General features: G+C 64.3%; 16 protein-coding genes. 6 read left to right on the top strand and 10 right to left on the bottom strand.

Going from position 1 to position 15,655, the window contains the following annotated elements; translation table 11 throughout:
• Positions 1-61 precede the first annotated feature (61 nt).
• The 4 genes from FJ967_RS14595 to FJ967_RS14580 all read right to left on the bottom strand — a co-directional run bounded on the left by FJ967_RS14595 (position 62) and on the right by FJ967_RS14580 (position 4,727).
• On the bottom strand, positions 62-1,081 hold the full coding sequence (locus FJ967_RS14595) for an esterase-like activity of phytase family protein (protein WP_140732520.1): 1,020 nt from the start codon (positions 1,079-1,081) through the stop codon (positions 62-64).
• Positions 1,078-2,976 carry a cobaltochelatase subunit CobT gene (gene cobT / locus FJ967_RS14590; RefSeq protein ID WP_140732519.1) on the bottom strand — a complete coding sequence of 633 codons (1,899 nt, stop codon included), beginning with the start codon at positions 2,974-2,976 and terminating at the stop codon, positions 1,078-1,080. The genes FJ967_RS14595 and cobT overlap by 4 nt, the downstream gene beginning before the upstream one ends.
• An 11-nt stretch (positions 2,977-2,987) precedes the next feature.
• The gene (gene cobS, locus FJ967_RS14585; RefSeq protein ID WP_140732518.1) at positions 2,988-3,974 is read right to left on the bottom strand and encodes a cobaltochelatase subunit CobS; all 987 of its coding nucleotides are present in this window, start codon (positions 3,972-3,974) and stop codon (positions 2,988-2,990) included.
• 123 nt (positions 3,975-4,097) lie between these two features.
• On the bottom strand, positions 4,098-4,727 hold the full coding sequence (locus tag FJ967_RS14580) for a J domain-containing protein (RefSeq protein WP_140732517.1): 630 nt from the start codon (positions 4,725-4,727) through the stop codon (positions 4,098-4,100).
• Positions 4,728-4,909: 182 nt separating this feature from the next.
• Here FJ967_RS14580 and FJ967_RS14575 point away from each other — a divergent pair, with 182 nt between their 5' ends.
• Positions 4,910-5,212 carry a BolA family protein gene (locus FJ967_RS14575; RefSeq protein ID WP_140732516.1) on the top strand — a complete coding sequence of 101 codons (303 nt, stop codon included), beginning with the start codon at positions 4,910-4,912 and terminating at the stop codon, positions 5,210-5,212.
• 10 nt (positions 5,213-5,222) lie between these two features.
• Here the strand turns inward: FJ967_RS14575 and FJ967_RS14570 are convergent, their stop codons facing one another.
• From FJ967_RS14570 to FJ967_RS14550, 5 genes are all read right to left on the bottom strand, one after another.
• Entirely contained in the window at positions 5,223-6,773 is a 1,551-nt protein-coding gene (locus tag FJ967_RS14570) for an acetolactate synthase large subunit (RefSeq protein ID WP_140732515.1), read from the bottom strand.
• Between the two features lie 111 nt (positions 6,774-6,884).
• Positions 6,885-7,688, bottom strand: coding sequence for an alpha/beta hydrolase (locus FJ967_RS14565; RefSeq protein WP_140732514.1), 804 nt, complete (start codon positions 7,686-7,688; stop codon positions 6,885-6,887).
• A gap of 60 nt (positions 7,689-7,748) precedes the next feature.
• On the bottom strand, positions 7,749-8,645 hold the full coding sequence (locus FJ967_RS14560; RefSeq protein WP_140732513.1) for an HlyC/CorC family transporter: 897 nt from the start codon (positions 8,643-8,645) through the stop codon (positions 7,749-7,751).
• A 1-nt stretch (position 8,646) separates the two neighbouring features.
• Positions 8,647-9,783 (bottom strand): 3-dehydroquinate synthase, encoded by a 1,137-nt coding sequence (gene aroB / locus FJ967_RS14555; protein ID WP_140732512.1) that lies wholly within the window; start codon positions 9,781-9,783, stop codon positions 8,647-8,649.
• Positions 9,780-10,391: a shikimate kinase gene (locus tag FJ967_RS14550; RefSeq protein WP_140732511.1), complete on the bottom strand. Its 612-nt coding sequence runs from the start codon at positions 10,389-10,391 to the stop codon at positions 9,780-9,782. Before FJ967_RS14550 ends, aroB begins: the two co-directional genes overlap by 4 nt.
• Before the next feature lie 210 nt (positions 10,392-10,601).
• Here FJ967_RS14550 and FJ967_RS14545 point away from each other — a divergent pair, with 210 nt between their 5' ends.
• From FJ967_RS14545 to FJ967_RS14525, 5 genes are all read left to right on the top strand, one after another.
• A complete protein-coding gene (locus FJ967_RS14545) occupies positions 10,602-10,754 on the top strand; it encodes a histidine kinase (protein ID WP_140708362.1) in 153 nt (50 codons plus the stop codon).
• A gap of 19 nt (positions 10,755-10,773) precedes the next feature.
• Positions 10,774-11,691, top strand: a complete 918-nt coding sequence (locus tag FJ967_RS14540; RefSeq protein ID WP_140732510.1) for a site-specific tyrosine recombinase XerD — start codon at positions 10,774-10,776, stop codon at positions 11,689-11,691.
• Between the two features lie 98 nt (positions 11,692-11,789).
• Positions 11,790-12,740: an acetyl-CoA carboxylase carboxyltransferase subunit alpha gene (locus FJ967_RS14535; protein WP_127280199.1), complete on the top strand. Its 951-nt coding sequence runs from the start codon at positions 11,790-11,792 to the stop codon at positions 12,738-12,740.
• A 238-nt stretch (positions 12,741-12,978) separates the two neighbouring features.
• On the top strand, positions 12,979-14,295 hold the full coding sequence (locus FJ967_RS14530; RefSeq protein WP_140732509.1) for a murein L,D-transpeptidase family protein: 1,317 nt from the start codon (positions 12,979-12,981) through the stop codon (positions 14,293-14,295).
• A gap of 5 nt (positions 14,296-14,300) precedes the next feature.
• Positions 14,301-14,534 (top strand): sulfurtransferase TusA family protein, encoded by a 234-nt coding sequence (locus FJ967_RS14525; protein WP_181175859.1) that lies wholly within the window; start codon positions 14,301-14,303, stop codon positions 14,532-14,534.
• A gap of 10 nt (positions 14,535-14,544) precedes the next feature.
• On the opposite strand, the gene FJ967_RS14520 is transcribed toward FJ967_RS14525, so the two are convergent.
• Positions 14,545-15,651 (bottom strand): GTP-binding protein, encoded by a 1,107-nt coding sequence (locus FJ967_RS14520; RefSeq protein WP_140732507.1) that lies wholly within the window; start codon positions 15,649-15,651, stop codon positions 14,545-14,547.
• Between the last annotated feature and the right edge of the window lie 4 nt (positions 15,652-15,655).

The following is a 15,655-nucleotide window of genomic DNA, read 5'->3' as shown; positions in this document are numbered from 1 at the left end:
CGACGAACAGTCGACCCCGTCGTTGAAGACCTCAACTTAAGCTTCGCGGTCGGAGCACCGCTCAATCCTGGTGCAGGATGAATTCGAGGTAGAGATTGCGCTGCAGGATCGAGTGGTTGTCGTCGGAGATCAACGACACCATCAGCGCGCCGTCATCCCTGGTCCAGACGTCGAGGCCTTCCATATTGTCGATCTGGTAGCCCATATCGGCTTGCAGCAACACCGGCCCATCGGCGACGGCGCCTTTCTCGACGCTCTCTCCATAGATGCGCCGCAGCCGCATCTTGAGGCCGCCCGCCATGGTGAAACTGCGTTCCAAAAGAAGAAGGTCGCCATTCGGCAGGAAAGCGCCATCGGTGATGTCGAAATCGTCGTTGCGCTTCACCGTGAAGACGCCCTTGTGCGGCCCTTCGATGATGGCGGCGTAGATATTGCCTGATCTGTCGAGGCTCTTCTCCGAGACCACCACAAGGCCGCCTTGATGCTGGCCGTTGGCATTGGCATGGGTGACTGTCTCGAAGCCGCGATTCTGCCGCAGCTCGCGCGCCGGCACCAGGAAATCCAGCTGCCGCAGCGGCCCTTTCATGTCCTGGGGATCGATCCTGAACTGGGCGACGCGGTGATTGCGCTCGAAACCCACCGTGGCGATGCCGTCCTTGACCGCCAGGCCCTCGGCATCGACTTCCCATTTTTCGTCGATCGGCTGGCCGTTCCGGTCGACCATCTGCTGCATGCGGAAATTCCGGATGCCGACAGGCCTCCTCTCCGCATCGCGGTCCACCGTACCGAAGAACCAGTAGCCGGTGTCGGCCACGCCGATGAAATCGCTGCCGGCTTTCAGAAATCGGAAGGCCGACAGCGCCCCGAAATCACGCGATGGCGAGGTCATCTCCAGCCCGCCGACAAATTCCAGCGAGCCGAACTGCTTGTCGGCATGGCCAATATGGAAGTCTGTGATCGGACGGGCGGAGACGGCGACAGGTTCGACTGCAGCCGAGCCGGCCAATGCCGGGGTCATGCCGGCGAGCAGGACGATGGCGGCGCGAAGTACCTGCCGAAACGCGCCGCCCGAAAAGATCATCCGGCGCGCCGCATGCCGCCGCGCCGCGTATCCCTGGCGCTTTCCTCGGCAAACAGCGATGCCAGTTGCTCGGTCATGGCACCGGCCAGTTCCTCCGCATCGACGATGGTGACGGCACGCCGATAATAGCGGGTGACGTCGTGGCCGATGCCGATGGCGAGAAGCTCGACCGGCGAGCGCGTCTCGATCAGCTCGATGACGGCGCGCAGGTGGCGCTCGAGATAGTTGCCCGGATTCACCGACAGCGTCGAATCGTCGACCGGCGCACCGTCCGAGATCATCATCAGGATCTTGCGCTGTTCGGGGCGGGCGATCAGCCGGTTGTGCGCCCAAAGCAGCGCCTCGCCGTCGATGTTTTCCTTGAGCAGGCCTTCGCGCATCATCAGGCCGAGATTGCGCCGGGCGCGGCGCCACGGATGGTCGGCGGACTTGTAGATGATATGGCGCAGATCGTTGAGGCGGCCGGGGTTCGGCGGCTTGCCGTCCTTCAGCCACTTCTCGCGCGCCTGCCCGCCCTTCCAGGCCCGTGTGGTGAAGCCGAGAATCTCGACCGAGACGCCGCAACGCTCCAGCGTGCGCGCCAATATGTCGGCGCAGGTGGCGGCGACCGTGATCGGCCGGCCGCGCATCGAGCCGGAATTGTCGAGCACCAGCGTCACCACCGTATCGCGGAACTTGGTGTCGCGCTCCTGCTTGAACGAGAGCGGCTGCATCGGATCGATGACCACGCGCACCAGCCGCGCCGGATCGAGATAGCCCTCTTCGAGGTCGAAATCCCAGGACCGGTTCTGCTGCGCCATCAGCCGGCGCTGCAAGCGGTTGGCCAGGCGGCCGACGACGCCGGAGAGGTTGGCGAGCTGCTTGTCGAGGAAAGCACGCAGCCGGTCGAGCTCTTCCTCTTCGCAAAGCTCCTCGGCGCCAACCGTCTCGTCGAACGCCGTGGTGTAGACCTTGTAGTCGATTTCCTTCGGCAGATTGGTGAAGGGGTTGTCGTTGCGGCGTGCCTCGCCGGGCGTCTCGGCATCGGCGTCGTCGTCATCGGACAGATCGTCGGCGGTGGCGTCGGAGGCTTCCGTCTCGGCCGACTGCTCGTCGTCGGCGGAGGCCTCGGCATCTTCGGACTGCGACTGCTCGGAGCCGGAATCGTCTTCGCCGCCTTCCTCGCTCTGTTCCTCGCCCTGCGGCTGGTTGTCGTCATTGTCCTCGGAGTCCTCGGTCTCCTGGTCGTCGCCGAGTTCCTCGGCCATTTCCATGGAGGCGAGCATCTCGCGCACGACACGGGCGAAGGCCTGCTGGTCCTCGAGCTTCTCCGACAGGCCGTCGAGATCGGCCTTGGCCTTCTCCTCGACCCACGGCCGCCAGAGCTCGACCAGCCGCTCGCCGCTCTTCGGCACCGGCCGGCCGGTCAGCTTTTCGCGCACCATGAGCGCCAGCGCCTCTTCGATGGGCGCATCGGCCTTGTCCTTGACGTCGACGAGGTTGGCCTTGGCGTATTTGTCCTCAAGCATCGAGCCGATATTGTCGGCGACGCCCTGCATGGCGCGGCTGCCGATCGCCTCGACGCGGGCCTGTTCGACCGCGTCGTAGATGGCACGGGCGGCCTTGCCTTCCGGCGCCAGCTTGCTGTGGATGCGCACGTCATGGCAGGCGCGCTTCAGCGCCATGGAATCGCCGAGCCCGCGGGTGATCGCGATGTCGGTCTTGGAAGCCTTCTTGGGCAGCTCAGGCAGCCGCGCGCGGCTTCCCGCCAGCGCCGGCCTGTCCTTGGCGAAGCCGACTTCCATGTCCTTGTCGCCGGCAATGGCGCGCATGCAGACGGTGACGGCGCGCTTGAAGCTGTCGGCTTCAGACCCCGTCTTCGACTTGTTGCGCGTGTTGTCGCCCGGACCCGCCATCGAGGCTCTGCTTAGCCCAGCACCACGTTGGCGGCACTTTCCGGCAGATCCTGGCCGAAGGCGCGCTGGTAGAATTCGGCAACCACCGAACGCTCCAGCTCGTCGCACTTGTTGAGGAAGGTCAGCCGGAACGCCATGCCGACATCGCCGAAGATCTCGGCGTTTTCGGCCCAGGTGATGACGGTACGCGGGCTCATCACCGTCGACAAATCGCCATTGATGAAGGCCGAACGCGTCATGTCGGCGACGCGCACCATCTTGTTGACGATATCCTTGCCCTTGGCGTCGCGATAATGCTTGGCCTTGGCCAGCACGATATTCACTTCATTGTCGTGCGGCAGATAGTTCAGCGTGGTGACGATCGACCAGCGGTCCATCTGCGCCTGGTTGATCTGCTGGGTGCCGTGATAGAGGCCGGTGGTGTCGCCGAGGCCAACCGTGTTGGCGGTCGAGAACAGCCGGAATGCCGGATGCGGGCGGATGACCCGGCTCTGGTCGAGCAGCGTCAGCCGGCCGGACGATTCCAGCACGCGCTGGATGACGAACATCACGTCCGGACGGCCGGCGTCATACTCGTCGAAGCACAGCGCGACATTGTGCTGGTAGGCCCAGGGCAGGATGCCGTCGCGGAATTCGGTGACCTGCATTCCATCCTTGACCACGATGGCGTCCTTGCCGACGAGGTCGATACGGCTGACATGGCTGTCGAGATTGACGCGCACGCAGGGCCAGTTGAGGCGGGCGGCGACCTGTTCGATATGGGTCGACTTGCCCGTGCCGTGATAGCCTGACACCATGACGCGGCGGTTGTAGGCAAAGCCCGCGAGGATCGCCAAGGTCGTCGCCTTGTCGAACAGATAGTCGGGATCGACATCCGGCACATGCTCCGATGTCACCGAATAGGCCGGCACCACCATCTTGGACTCGAAACCGAATTTCTCCTTCACCGACACCGTCGTGTCGGGCAGGTTGGCGATGTCGCGATCGACCTTGTTCATATCTCTCAACGTCTCCACAAGCGAAACGTCGCGTTTCGCCGGCAATCGATTTTGTTCGGGGGCGGTCTTAAAGCCTTTTCCAACCTTATGAAAGTTGGAAAACGACACAAACCGTAGGGTCGCTCAGCACAGGCCCGCCTGTTTGAGCACGCGATAGGCCTGAAGCACATCGCGGAACCGGTCTTCCGAACCTCTGTCGCCGCCATTCGCATCCGGATGGTGACGCTTCACCAGTTCCTTATAGCGCGCCTTGATATCCTTGCCAGTCGCCTTTGTATCAAGGCCAAGCGTTTCCAGCGCCTTGGCCTCAAGCGGCTTGGCCTTGCGCTCGCGCGTCTCGCGCGGGTCCTTCGGTCCCTTGAACAGGTCAAACGGGTCGCGCATGCGGTTGTAGTAGCCGGCACGGCCGGAGCGCATCTGCGCCATATCGGGCGAGGAACGCGTCGAGGCGCCATTGACGCCCATCTTCCAGGTCGGCCGGTGGCCGGTCATCGCTTCCTTCTGGAAGCGCGCGACCTCGGTGTCCGGCACGCCGGAGAAGTAGTTGAAGCCCTTGTTGTACTCGCGCACATGGTCGAAGCAGAAGCGGAAATACTCGCCCTCCTTCATGCGCCCGACCGGCGCGCGATGGGTGCCCGCCTCCTTGCAGCCATCCCACTGGCAGATCGGCGCGTGCGCCTCCACCTCCACATCCTTCTTCGGGCGGATGCGAATCTTCTCGAAATATTTGGGATACGGCTTCATCTCACCCATTTATGGGGCGTTCGCAGATGCGAAACAAGAATTGACATTTTCACGATCATCGCCCTAACCGCTGAATCGCGGCATAAAGCGGGCGACTGGTGGATTTTGTTGCGCGGTGAGAGCCCCTTGTGAAACCGATTTCCGGCTTTCACAGCTCACGCGTCTGGCATATGTGGTGAAGGGAGATGGCGATGTCCATACAGACGACCATGGAAGACAAGCTCAACAGGGCATTCTCGCCGGACCGGCTGGTCATCATCAACGAAAGCCACCTCCACGCCGGCCATCATCACGTGGAGTCAGACCATCACGCCGAATTCGACGGCACCGGGGAGACGCATTTCCGCGTCCGCATCGTCTCGCCGAATTTTGCCGGCATGAGCCGCATCGAGCGCCATCGCGCCGTCAACGAATTGCTGGCCGACGAATTGAAGGCCGGCGTGCATGCTCTCGCGATCGAACCGGCGGCACCGGGCGAACAGACGCGCTGGTAAAAGCCAGCGCTCAGATCACCGCCTCGATCAGGAACGGGCCCGGGCGAGACAAGGCAGCATCGAGCAAGGCATCGAACCGCTCGCATGTGTCGGCGCGGGCCGCTTCCACGCCCATTCCCTTGGCCAGCGCCACCCAGTCCAGCGCCGGATTGTCGAGATCGAGCATGCGCCTGGCGTTCTCGCCGATCGCGTTGACCCCGACATTGCGCATTTCGCCATGCAGGATCGCGTAGGTGCGGTTGGAAAAGACGATCGTCACCACGTCGAGATTTTCCCGCGCCTGCGTCCACAGGCCCTGTACCGTGTACATGCCGCTGCCGTCGGCCTCCAGATTGATCACCTTGCGGCCGGGACAGGCGATCGCAGCACCCGTCGCCAGCGGGATGCCGCCGCCGATCGATCCGCCGGTACCCATCATGTAGTCGTGTGGCGCGGCAAAGGCCGACAGCGCGAAGAATCGCCGCGCCGAAGTGACGGCCTCGTCGCAGACGATCGCGTCGGCCGGCAGTTTTCTCGCGACGGACAAGGCAATTGCTTCTTCCGTCAGCCGGCCGCTCGGCGTTGGTTCGTCGGGAAAAGCGCTCGCAAACACCGTCCGTTGCGACGGCATGATGCCAAGCTCATCGCGAAGCGCGTCCAGCGCCGCATACAGATCCTGCCCATGGGCGGCGAGCGTCAGCACCTGGCAGTCGTCACGCACAAGCCGTCCCGGCTTTCCCGGATAGGCAAAGAAGGCGACCGGCTCCTTTCCGCCAACCAGCACCAGCACATCGATATCCCTGAGCATCGCCGTCGCCGCGTCGACCGGATAGGGGATGCGCGTCGGCGCGACCCGCCCGCGCCCTCGCTGCATGCGTGCGATCAGCACCTCGCTGAACAGCCTGACATCGCAGGCCGTCGAAATCTGGCCGGCAATCTCCAGCGCGTCGGCGCGCGCGGCCTTCTCGCGAACGATCATGCCGACACGGCCGGGCGCGGCACGGATCGCGGCGGCCACCGCGCGCACGGCATCCCTGTCGATAGAGAGAGGCGAAAGCACGACCTTGCCGGGCGAGACCGGCGTGGCGTCGCCCCAGGCCGCGTCTGCCGGCAGGATCAGCGTGGTGACGCCGGGCGGCGTCAGCGAGGCGCGAAACGCCGCCTCCGTCGCCGGCTGCACGTCGGCCGCTCCTTCGATCCGGCGCACGAAGCTAGACATCGGCGCAGCCAGGCCCTCGATGTCGCTGGTCAGCGGCGCGTCGAGCGGCAGGTGATAAGACGCGTGATCGCCGACGATGTTGATCATCGGGCTTCTGGCCCGCCGGGCGTTGTGCATGTTGGCGAGACCATTGGCGAGACCCGGCCCGGTATGCAGCAATGTCGCAGCGGGATGGTCGGTCATGCGCGCATAACCGTCGGCCGCCCCCGTCACCACGCCCTCGAACAGGCCGAGCACGCAACGCATCTCCGGTTTGCGGTCGAGCGCTGCAACGAAATGCATCTCCGAAGTGCCGGGATTGGCGAAGCAGACCTTGACGTCATTGGCCAGCAGCACGTCACACAGGACATCGGCGCCATTCATGCAAATTTTCTCCGTTGATGAAGAGCAATTGCACCTGCCGATGTCCTCACGGCAATATCCCGCCGCCGCTTTTGGCATGATCCAGCCGTGGATGGACGGAGGTCGGCGGGGTCAACCCATGGTCGACTTCAGAAACGTCAGCGCCGCGGCGGTCAGCGCATCGCCGTCCTCGCCGAAATTGCGGTTGATGGACATATGCGTATAGGCGCTGCCGTCGAACAACGTCACTTCGGTGCCTGTGGCGCGCAGGCGCTGGGCAAAGGCCGTCGACTGCTCCCCGCGACCGTCGGCGCGGGAATAGGCGATGAAGGTTGGCGGATGCTTGCCGCCGTCCACATAACTGGCTGGCGAAAGCGCCGCCCATTGCGAAGGATCCGAAAAAACCCGCGCATAGGCCCGCACCATGCCGCCATTCCTGGCGAGCGCCGCGAGGTCATAGGCCCTGGTGTCGTCGAGCAGCAGTCCGGCAACGCCAGGCAACCCGCCACGCATGCCGGTCAGGGCAATCAGGTGGCAGCCGGCCGAATGGCCCATGCCGACGATGCGGTTGGGGTCGCCGCCATGTTGGACGATGTTGGCCCTGACATAGGCATAGGCCTTTTCGACGTCGTCCGCCTGGGTGGCGACATCCGCCTGCGGCAGCATACGGTAGTCGATGGAGACGAAGCAGAAGCCGTTGGCAAGCAGGAAGGTTGGCTTGGCCCCCACCTGGCTGCGTTTGCCGAGCCGCCAGGCGCCGCCATGGACGAAGAAGACGACAGGCAGGTCTCTTGCGCCATCGGGCGCGTAGATGTCGAGCTTGGCCGGTCCATAGTCGAAGGTGGCGGGCGACGGCTTGTCGCGCGCCGCCAGCGTGCCAGCGGGCAACAGGGCGGCCATCGAAGCCAGGAGCAAAGTTCGCCGATCGATCGTCATTGGCCAAGAATGCATCCGGGCCAGCGACAGTTCCAGTGAAGGATTGGTAAGGCGCCGGCTCTAACTGCCGCCGGCCGGCCTGATCCTGACCCTGGCAATCCGGTTCTTGTCGCGTTTCATGACGACGAAGCGCTTGCCGTGGAACGTAAAGGCCTGCTTTTCCTCGGGAATCGATTGGGCTTCATGGATGACGAGGCCGGCGATCGTGGTCGCCTCCTCGTCGGGCAGGTTCCAGTCGAGCGCCCGGTTGAGGTCGCGGATCGGCACCGTGCCGTCGACGACGACGGAGCCATCGGCCTCCTGCTTGACGCCCTGGATGTCGACATCGTGCTCGTCGGCAATCTCGCCGACGATCTCCTCGATAATGTCCTCCAGCGTCACCAGCCCTTCGACCTCGCCATATTCGTCGACGACGATGGCGAAATGCGCCTTGCGGCGCAGGAAGGCGTTGAGCTGTTCCTGCAAGGTGGTGGTGTCGGGCACGAACCAGGGTTTCGAGGCGACCTTCATCACGTCGATTTGCGAGAAATCGTTGCCGACCTCGTTCAGCGCGCGCAGCAGATCCTTGGCATGCAGCACCCCGACGATGTTGTCGAGCGAGCCTTTCCAGAGCGGCATGCGGGTGTGCGGGCTCTGCAGGATCTCGCGCACCACTGCTTCGGGCGCGTTGTCGGCGTTGACCGAGCGCATATTGGTGCGGTGGACCATCACGTCGGAGACTTCGAGCTCCTCGAGGTCGAACAGGCCGCCGATGCGGTCGCGGTCCTCGCGCACCACCTGACCGTCGCGGCGGAAATCGTCGACCGCGCCGCGCAGCTCGTCCTGGCTGGAGCGCTGCGGCTCGATGCGCGACAGCTCATAGCCGAATAGGCCGAGCAATCGTGTGCGCAACACGATGGCCAGCAGGATCAGCGCGGCGAGGACAGCGACGACGATCCAGCCCAGTTCGTTGGTCATGTCAGCCGGCTTTCCGGCTGGCTGGATGATTATCCTTGAGGAACGACAGCACTTCCGACGCCGGCACGTCCTTGGCGATGAAGGACTGGCCGATGCCGCGTGTCAGGATGAAGGTCAGCGCGCCGCGCGACACTTTCTTGTCCTGCGTGATGAAGCCAAGCAGCGCATCGGCGTCGGGAAGGTCGCCCGGAATGTCGGCCATTCGCCACGGCAGGCCGACGTCGCGCAGATGCGCCTCGACCCGCGCAGCGTCGTCGGGACTGGCGAGGTTGAGCCGTGACGAGAACCGGTGCGCCAGCGCCATGCCGATCGCCACCCCTTCGCCATGGACGAGCCGGGCGCCGTCATACTGCGTGGCGGCCTCCAGCGCATGGCCGAACGTATGGCCAAGGTTGAGCAGCGCTCGGTCGCCGGTCTCGAACTCGTCGCGGGCGACGACATCGGCCTTGGCCCGGCAGGCCTCGGCAATCGCCTCAGCCCGCTCCTCGCCGCCGGAGAACACCTTTTCCCAGTTCGCTTCGAGCCAGGCAAAGAAATCGGGCCGGTCAATCAGCCCGTATTTGGCAAGCTCGGCATAGCCGGCGCGGAACTCGCGGATAGGCAGCGTGTCGAGTACCCCGGTGTCGGCCAGGACCAATTTGGGTTGATGAAAGACGCCGACGAGATTCTTGCCGCGCGGGCTGTTGATGCCGGTCTTGCCGCCGACCGAAGAATCGACCTGCGCCAGAAGCGAGGTCGGGATCTGCACGAAGTTCATGCCGCGCCGCACGATGCCTGCGGCAAAGCCGGTCAGGTCGCCGATGACGCCGCCGCCGAAGGCGATGACGACATCGCCGCGCTCCAGCTTCGCCGCCAGCACGCCGTCGACCACCTCTTCGAGATGGGCAAAGCTCTTGGTCTTCTCGCCCGGCGGCATGGTGATGATCGCAGGCTGGATGCTGCCCCTCTCAAGCCCGGCCCGCAGCGTATCGAGATGCGCTGCGGCGACATTCTCGTCGGTGACGACGGCGGCCCGCGTGCCGGGCAGCCGGCGTGAAATATCCGCGCCGGCGCGCGCCAGCAGGCCCGGGCCGATCAATATGTCGTAGGCCCGGTCGCCGAGGCCGACTTCGACGGTGACAGGCTGATCCGCGCTCACGATTCGACCTCGCCGGCCGCCGCGATCTCGTCAATGCCGAAATGCCGGCAGAGCGCTGACAGCACTTCGGCCGCAATGACTTCCTTGCGCTCGTCGCGGGTCGGCACGGTGACGTCAGCCGTTGCATAGACCGGATAGCGCTCGCCCATCAGCCGTTCCAGAACGGCGCGGGGATCGGCGCTTTTGAGCAGTGGCCGGTTCTGCTTTTTCGAAACGCGGTCCATCAGAAGGTCGAGTTCCGCCTTCAGCCAGACCGAGATGCCATGGGCGGCGACGGCCTCGCGCGTCTGCGCGTTCATGAAGGCGCCGCCACCTGTCGACAGCACCTGCGGGCCGTTTTCCAGAACGCGCAGGATGACGCGCTGCTCGAGAGCCCTGAACTCGCTTTCGCCATAGCGCTCGAACAGTTCCGGGACCGTCATGCGCGAAACGCTTTCGATCTCCTGGTCGCTGTCCACGAAGGGCAGCGAAAGCATCGCCGACACCTTGCGGCCGATCGCGGTCTTGCCGGCGCCCATCAGGCCGACAAAGACGATGGACCTGCCGCCCAGCTGGCCAAGCAGCGCGGCATGGGTCTCGCCTGGAGGATTTGCCTGTAGCGCGTTCATCAGCTGTTATTGGGCCCTCTTTGCCGGCGTATCGACATGAAAAGCTGGTTTGCGTCAAGCGTGGCGAGCGCGCTGGGTCCGATATGAGCGGAAGGGCGCTTGCATCAGAAGTTGCTAACAGGGGCCTGCTTCTTCCTTGAATTGGCCGGATTGGCGTCCCATAAGGGCACAGGGTTTGGAAACGCAGAACAAGAAGACGAGCGAGAATTGATGCCGACACTGTTTCGCTTTGTCGTGATAGCAGCGATTCTGGCCGGCATTGCCTATGGTACGATGTTCGCGCTGGTGATGTTCGTCGAGCCGAAGAAAGCCGAGATGAGCGTGCGCATCCCCCAGGAAAAGCTGAACCCCAAAAAGAACTGACCCCGGAAGCGAAGCTTTGATGAACAGCGCCGCCCGCATCGAGGCCTTCCTGGAAATGATGAGCGCCGAGCGGGGCGCGGCCGACAACACGCTGTCCTCCTATCGCCGCGACCTCGAAGACGCTTCGAGCGGGATCGATGGCGGGCTCGCCGGTGCGACCGCCGCCGATATCAGGGCCTATCTCGACGACATCGCCGCTCGCGGCTTCGCGCCGACCTCGCAGGCGCGCAAACTGTCGGCGATTCGTCAGTTCTTCAAGTTCCTCTATGCCGAGGGCCTGCGCGGCGACGATCCGACCGGCACGCTGGACAGTCCGAAAAAGGGACGTCCGCTGCCCAAGACGATGAGCGAGGCCGACACCGGCCGGCTGATCGACCGCGCGGCGCGGGAAGCCGGCGATGCCGGCCTCGGCCACGCCGACGGGCTGGCGGCCTTGCGCCTGCACGCGCTGGTCGAGGTGCTCTATGCCACGGGACTGCGCGTTTCAGAACTGGTTGGGCTGCCTGTGACGGTGGCCCAGCGCGACGACCGTTTCTTCATGGTGCGCGGCAAGGGCGACAAGGAGCGCATGGTGCCGCTTTCGGCCAAGGCGCGCACGGCCATGCGCGCCTGGCTGGCCGCCCGCGCCGCGGCTCCGGCCTTGGCCGACAGCCCGTTCCTGTTTCCTGCGGCATCCGACAGCGGCTACCTCTCGCGCCAGGTCTTTGCCCGCGACCTGAAGGGATTGGCTGCGCGCGCCGGCATCGCCTCGGCCAAGATCTCGCCGCACGTGCTGCGCCACGCTTTTGCCAGCCATCTCCTGCAGAACGGAGCCGATCTCAGGGCCGTGCAGCAACTGCTCGGCCATGCCGACATATCGACGACACAGATTTACACGCATGTGCTGGAAGAGCGGCTGGTGCGGCTGGTCAACGATCATCATCCGCTTGCCGACTAGGCCTCATATCGCTATGTGAGGACGACATTTCACCGCCCGGAGCCTTGGTTTCAAGGGTTCCGCAGTCCTTGCCTTCCGACGCATCGGTCCGCTCAAGCATGTACAATTACCTCGATTTCGAAAAGCCGGTGCAGGATCTTGAGCTCAAGATCCTCGAGCTCAAGAAGCTTGCCGAGAACGGCGAGGCGGTCGATGTCGCCGACGAGATCACCAGGCTGGAGAAGCGTTCGCGCGATGCGCTGCGCGAGCTCTACAAGGCGCTGACGCCGTGGCAGAAGGTGCAGGTGGCGCGCCATTCCGACCGGCCGCATTGCGTCGACTACATCAAGGGCCTGTTCAGCGATTTCACGCCGCTCGCCGGCGACCGCAATTTCGGCGAGGACCAGGCGATCGTCGGCGGCTTTGCCCGTTTCCGCGGTGAGCCGGTGGCGATCCTGGGCCAGGAAAAAGGTTCCGACACGGCAAGCCGGCTGAAACACAATTTCGGTTCGGTGCGCCCCGAAGGCTACCGAAAGGCGGTGCGGCTGATGGAGCTTGCCGACCGTTTCAAGATCCCGCTTCTGACCCTGGTCGACACGGCGGGCGCCTATCCCGGCGTCGGCGCCGAGGAGCGCGGCCAGGCCGAAGCCATCGCCCGTTCGACGTCGGCCTGCCTGGCGCTCAAGGTGCCATCGATCTCGGTGGTCATTGGTGAAGGCGGTTCGGGTGGCGCCATCGCCATCGCCACCGCCAATCGCGTCTACATGCTCGAGCACGCCATCTATTCGGTGATTTCGCCCGAGGGCGCCGCCTCCATCCTGTGGCGCGACACGACGCGCTCCAAGGACGCGGCGACCAACATGAAGATCACCGCTCAGGATTTGCTGGAACTGAAGATCATCGACGCCATCATCCCCGAGCCGATGGGCGGCGCCCAGCGCGCGCCCGAAACGGTGATTGCCGCGACCGGCGACCTCATCGCCAAGACGATGAAGGAATTCGCCGGCGCCAACACCGATTTCCGCGAACAGCGCCGCGAGAAATACCTGGCGATGGGCCGCAGCCTCTGAGCCCATGGCGGTGCGGCGGCACCTTCCCGAGCCGCCTGTTCGCGCCAATGTGGCGGCAATGAGCAATTTCGCCACAAAAATGCCGCCCCATTCGGGTCAATGAAATGGCCGCGACGGGCTGGCCAGGGCTTGCGGTAAGGAATTTTCAAGGTTAACGGGCTTACGGTCCGTGGGTGTTCAGCATGCGGGTCCGGCTGTTTTCAAGCCATGGGCTCGAAGGAAAGACATAGCCGTATTCATGTTCGCCAAGCTCGCCCGCACAGGAGTCATCGCCGCCTCGATAGCCATCGCCGGCTGCAATGATTCGTCCATGAAGGATTTCGCGCCGGAAGCCAACAAGCCGCTGCCCGACAAGATTCTGGCCGACATGAAGGCCAAGGGCATGATCCGCACCTCCTCGGTGATGGCGCGCATCTTCAAGGAAGAAGGCAAGCTCGAAATCTGGAAGGCCAAGACCAACGGCCGCTACGACATGGTGGCGAGCTACGACATCTGCAAATGGTCGGGCAAGCTCGGACCGAAATACACCGAAGGCGACCGCCAGGCGCCGGAAGGCTTCTATACGGTGCGGCCATCGCAGATGAACCCGCGCTCGAACTATCATCTGTCCTTCAACATCGGCTTCCCCAACGCCTATGACCGCGCCAATGGCCGTACCGGCCAGAACCTGATGGTGCATGGCGCCTGCTCGTCGTCGGGCTGCTATTCGATGACCGATGCGCAGATCGAGCAGATCTATGCGTTCGGCCGCGACGCCTTCCAGGGCGGCCAGACCGAATTCCAGATCCAGGCCTTCCCCTTCCGCATGACCGCCGCCAACATGGCGCGCTACCGCAACGACCCGAACTATGAGTTCTGGAAGATGCTGAAGGTCGGCTACGACAATTTCGAGGTCACCAAGGTGCCGCCGAAGGTCGATGTCTGCGAAAAGCGCTACGTCTTCAACCAGGTCGCCGCCGACGGCCAGACATTCGATCCGACCGGCCCCTGCCCGGCGACGACGCAGCCGGATTCGCTGAAAAGCGCCTACAACGCCTATCAGAGCACCTATGACGCGGCCTTCACCAGCGCGCTGAAGGCCAGCGTACCGCCGCCCAAGCCGACGATTGCCGGCATCAAGGAAGCCAGCATCGTCTCCGACTGGTCCAAGCGCCGGGCGCGTGGCGAGCGCGTGCCGATCGACCCCCCTTCGCTCAATTCCGATGGCTCGGTGACCGAAACGGCGCGCATGGGCCGCATCGATTCGCCCGCGGGCCGCAAGATGGCGGCACTCGACGCCGAAAACGCGGCCAAGAAGAAGGCCGAGGAACAGAGGCTGGCTGCCATTGAGGCGGCCAAGCAAGCCAAGGAAGCCGCCAAGGCGCAGGCCCTTGCTGAAAAGGAAGCGGCCAAGCAGGCCAAGATAGCGGCCAAGGCCGCCAAGGAAGCTCCAGTTGCCACCGCGACCATTGCCGTTCCCGCGGAAGCCCAGCCCGCCGAAACGCAGGCCGCGAACGCCGACGAGAGCCGGGTGACGAAGCTGAAGAACAAGCTGCTCGGCATGTTCGGCGGCTGATCGCCGTGGCCAGCGACACCGTCTACGATCTGAAGGGGCTGAACTGCCCCTTGCCGGTTCTGAAGGCGAAGAAGCGGCTGGCCGGGATGGCGCCCGGCAGCCGGCTCTGGCTGGAAACCACCGACCCTCTGGCCGTCATCGACATTCCCGCCTTCTGCTCGGATGCCGGCCACCAGCTGATTGAAACAGCATCGGTTTCAGGTGGCCATCGCTTTCTGGTCGAGCGCGGCGGCCAATAATCGACTAAGCCTACAGCCCGGCGATCGCCAGCGGATTGTTTTCCAGCGCCGCGCGGTCGGGCGTGTCGATCGATGGCCGGTTGGTGAAGGCGGCGAACAGCCGGCGCACATAGTCTTCCGGCATGTCGAGCGTGATCAGCACCAGCCGCGTGCCGCGCTGGCTATCCGGCCACGCCGGCAGGCGCGCCGGCGGATGCAGGATCTTCTGCACGCCATGGATCACCAGCGGCCGCGACGGGTCTTCCCTGAGTTCGATGACGCCTTTCATGCGCAGCAGTTGCTCGCCATGTGTCGAGCGCAGCAAATCAAGGAACATCTCTATGGCCGAAAACGGCACCGGTCCTTCATGGACCAGCGAATAGGAGCGTACGCGCCGGTCGTGCCTGTGGCCATGATCATGGTCTGTATGGTCATGATCGCCATGGTGATGGTCGTGATCGTGCGCCGCTTCCTCGCCGAGCCAACGCCGCACGTCGGCGGATTTGGTCGCCGGATTGTAGAGACCGCAGTCGAACAGCGCCGCCACCCCTGCTTTCGTCTCCCCGACATCGAGCAGCTGAGCCCCGGGATTGATCTGCCGCAGCCGCGCCCGCAGCGTCTCGAGGTCGCCGGGATGCTCGACCAGATCGGCTTTCGAAAGAACGATGCGATCGGCCACCGCCACCTGCTTGACGGCCTCGACATGGGCGTCGAGCGTGGCATTGCCGTTGACCGCATCGACCAGGGTGATGACGCCGTCGAGCCGAAAAGCCTGGACCAGCGCCGGATGCGCCATGACGGACTGCAGCACCGGCGCCGGGTCGGCCAGCCCCGTGGTCTCGACGATCACGCGGGCGAGCCGGGCGATACGGCCCGTCTGCAGCCGGTCGACCAGGTCTGCCAGCGTATCGACCAGTTCGCCGCGCACCGTGCAGCAGAGACAGCCATCGGAAAGCTGGATGATACCGTCCGAGGCCTGCTCGACCAGCAGGTGGTCGATCGCCACCTCGCCATACTCGTTGATGATGACCGCCGTATCGGCCAGCGCCGGATCCTTGAGCAGCCGGTTGAGCAATGTCGTCTTGCCGGCCCCGAGGAAGCCGGTCAGCACCGATACGGGGATCGGAAAGTCCGCCATTGGC

It is taken from the genome of Mesorhizobium sp. B2-3-4 (assembly GCF_006442315.1).
Taxonomy (GTDB): Bacteria; Pseudomonadota; Alphaproteobacteria; order Rhizobiales; family Rhizobiaceae; genus Mesorhizobium.
Note: the sequence above shows the minus strand (reverse complement) of the source record. Positions and strands in the feature narration are given on the sequence as shown.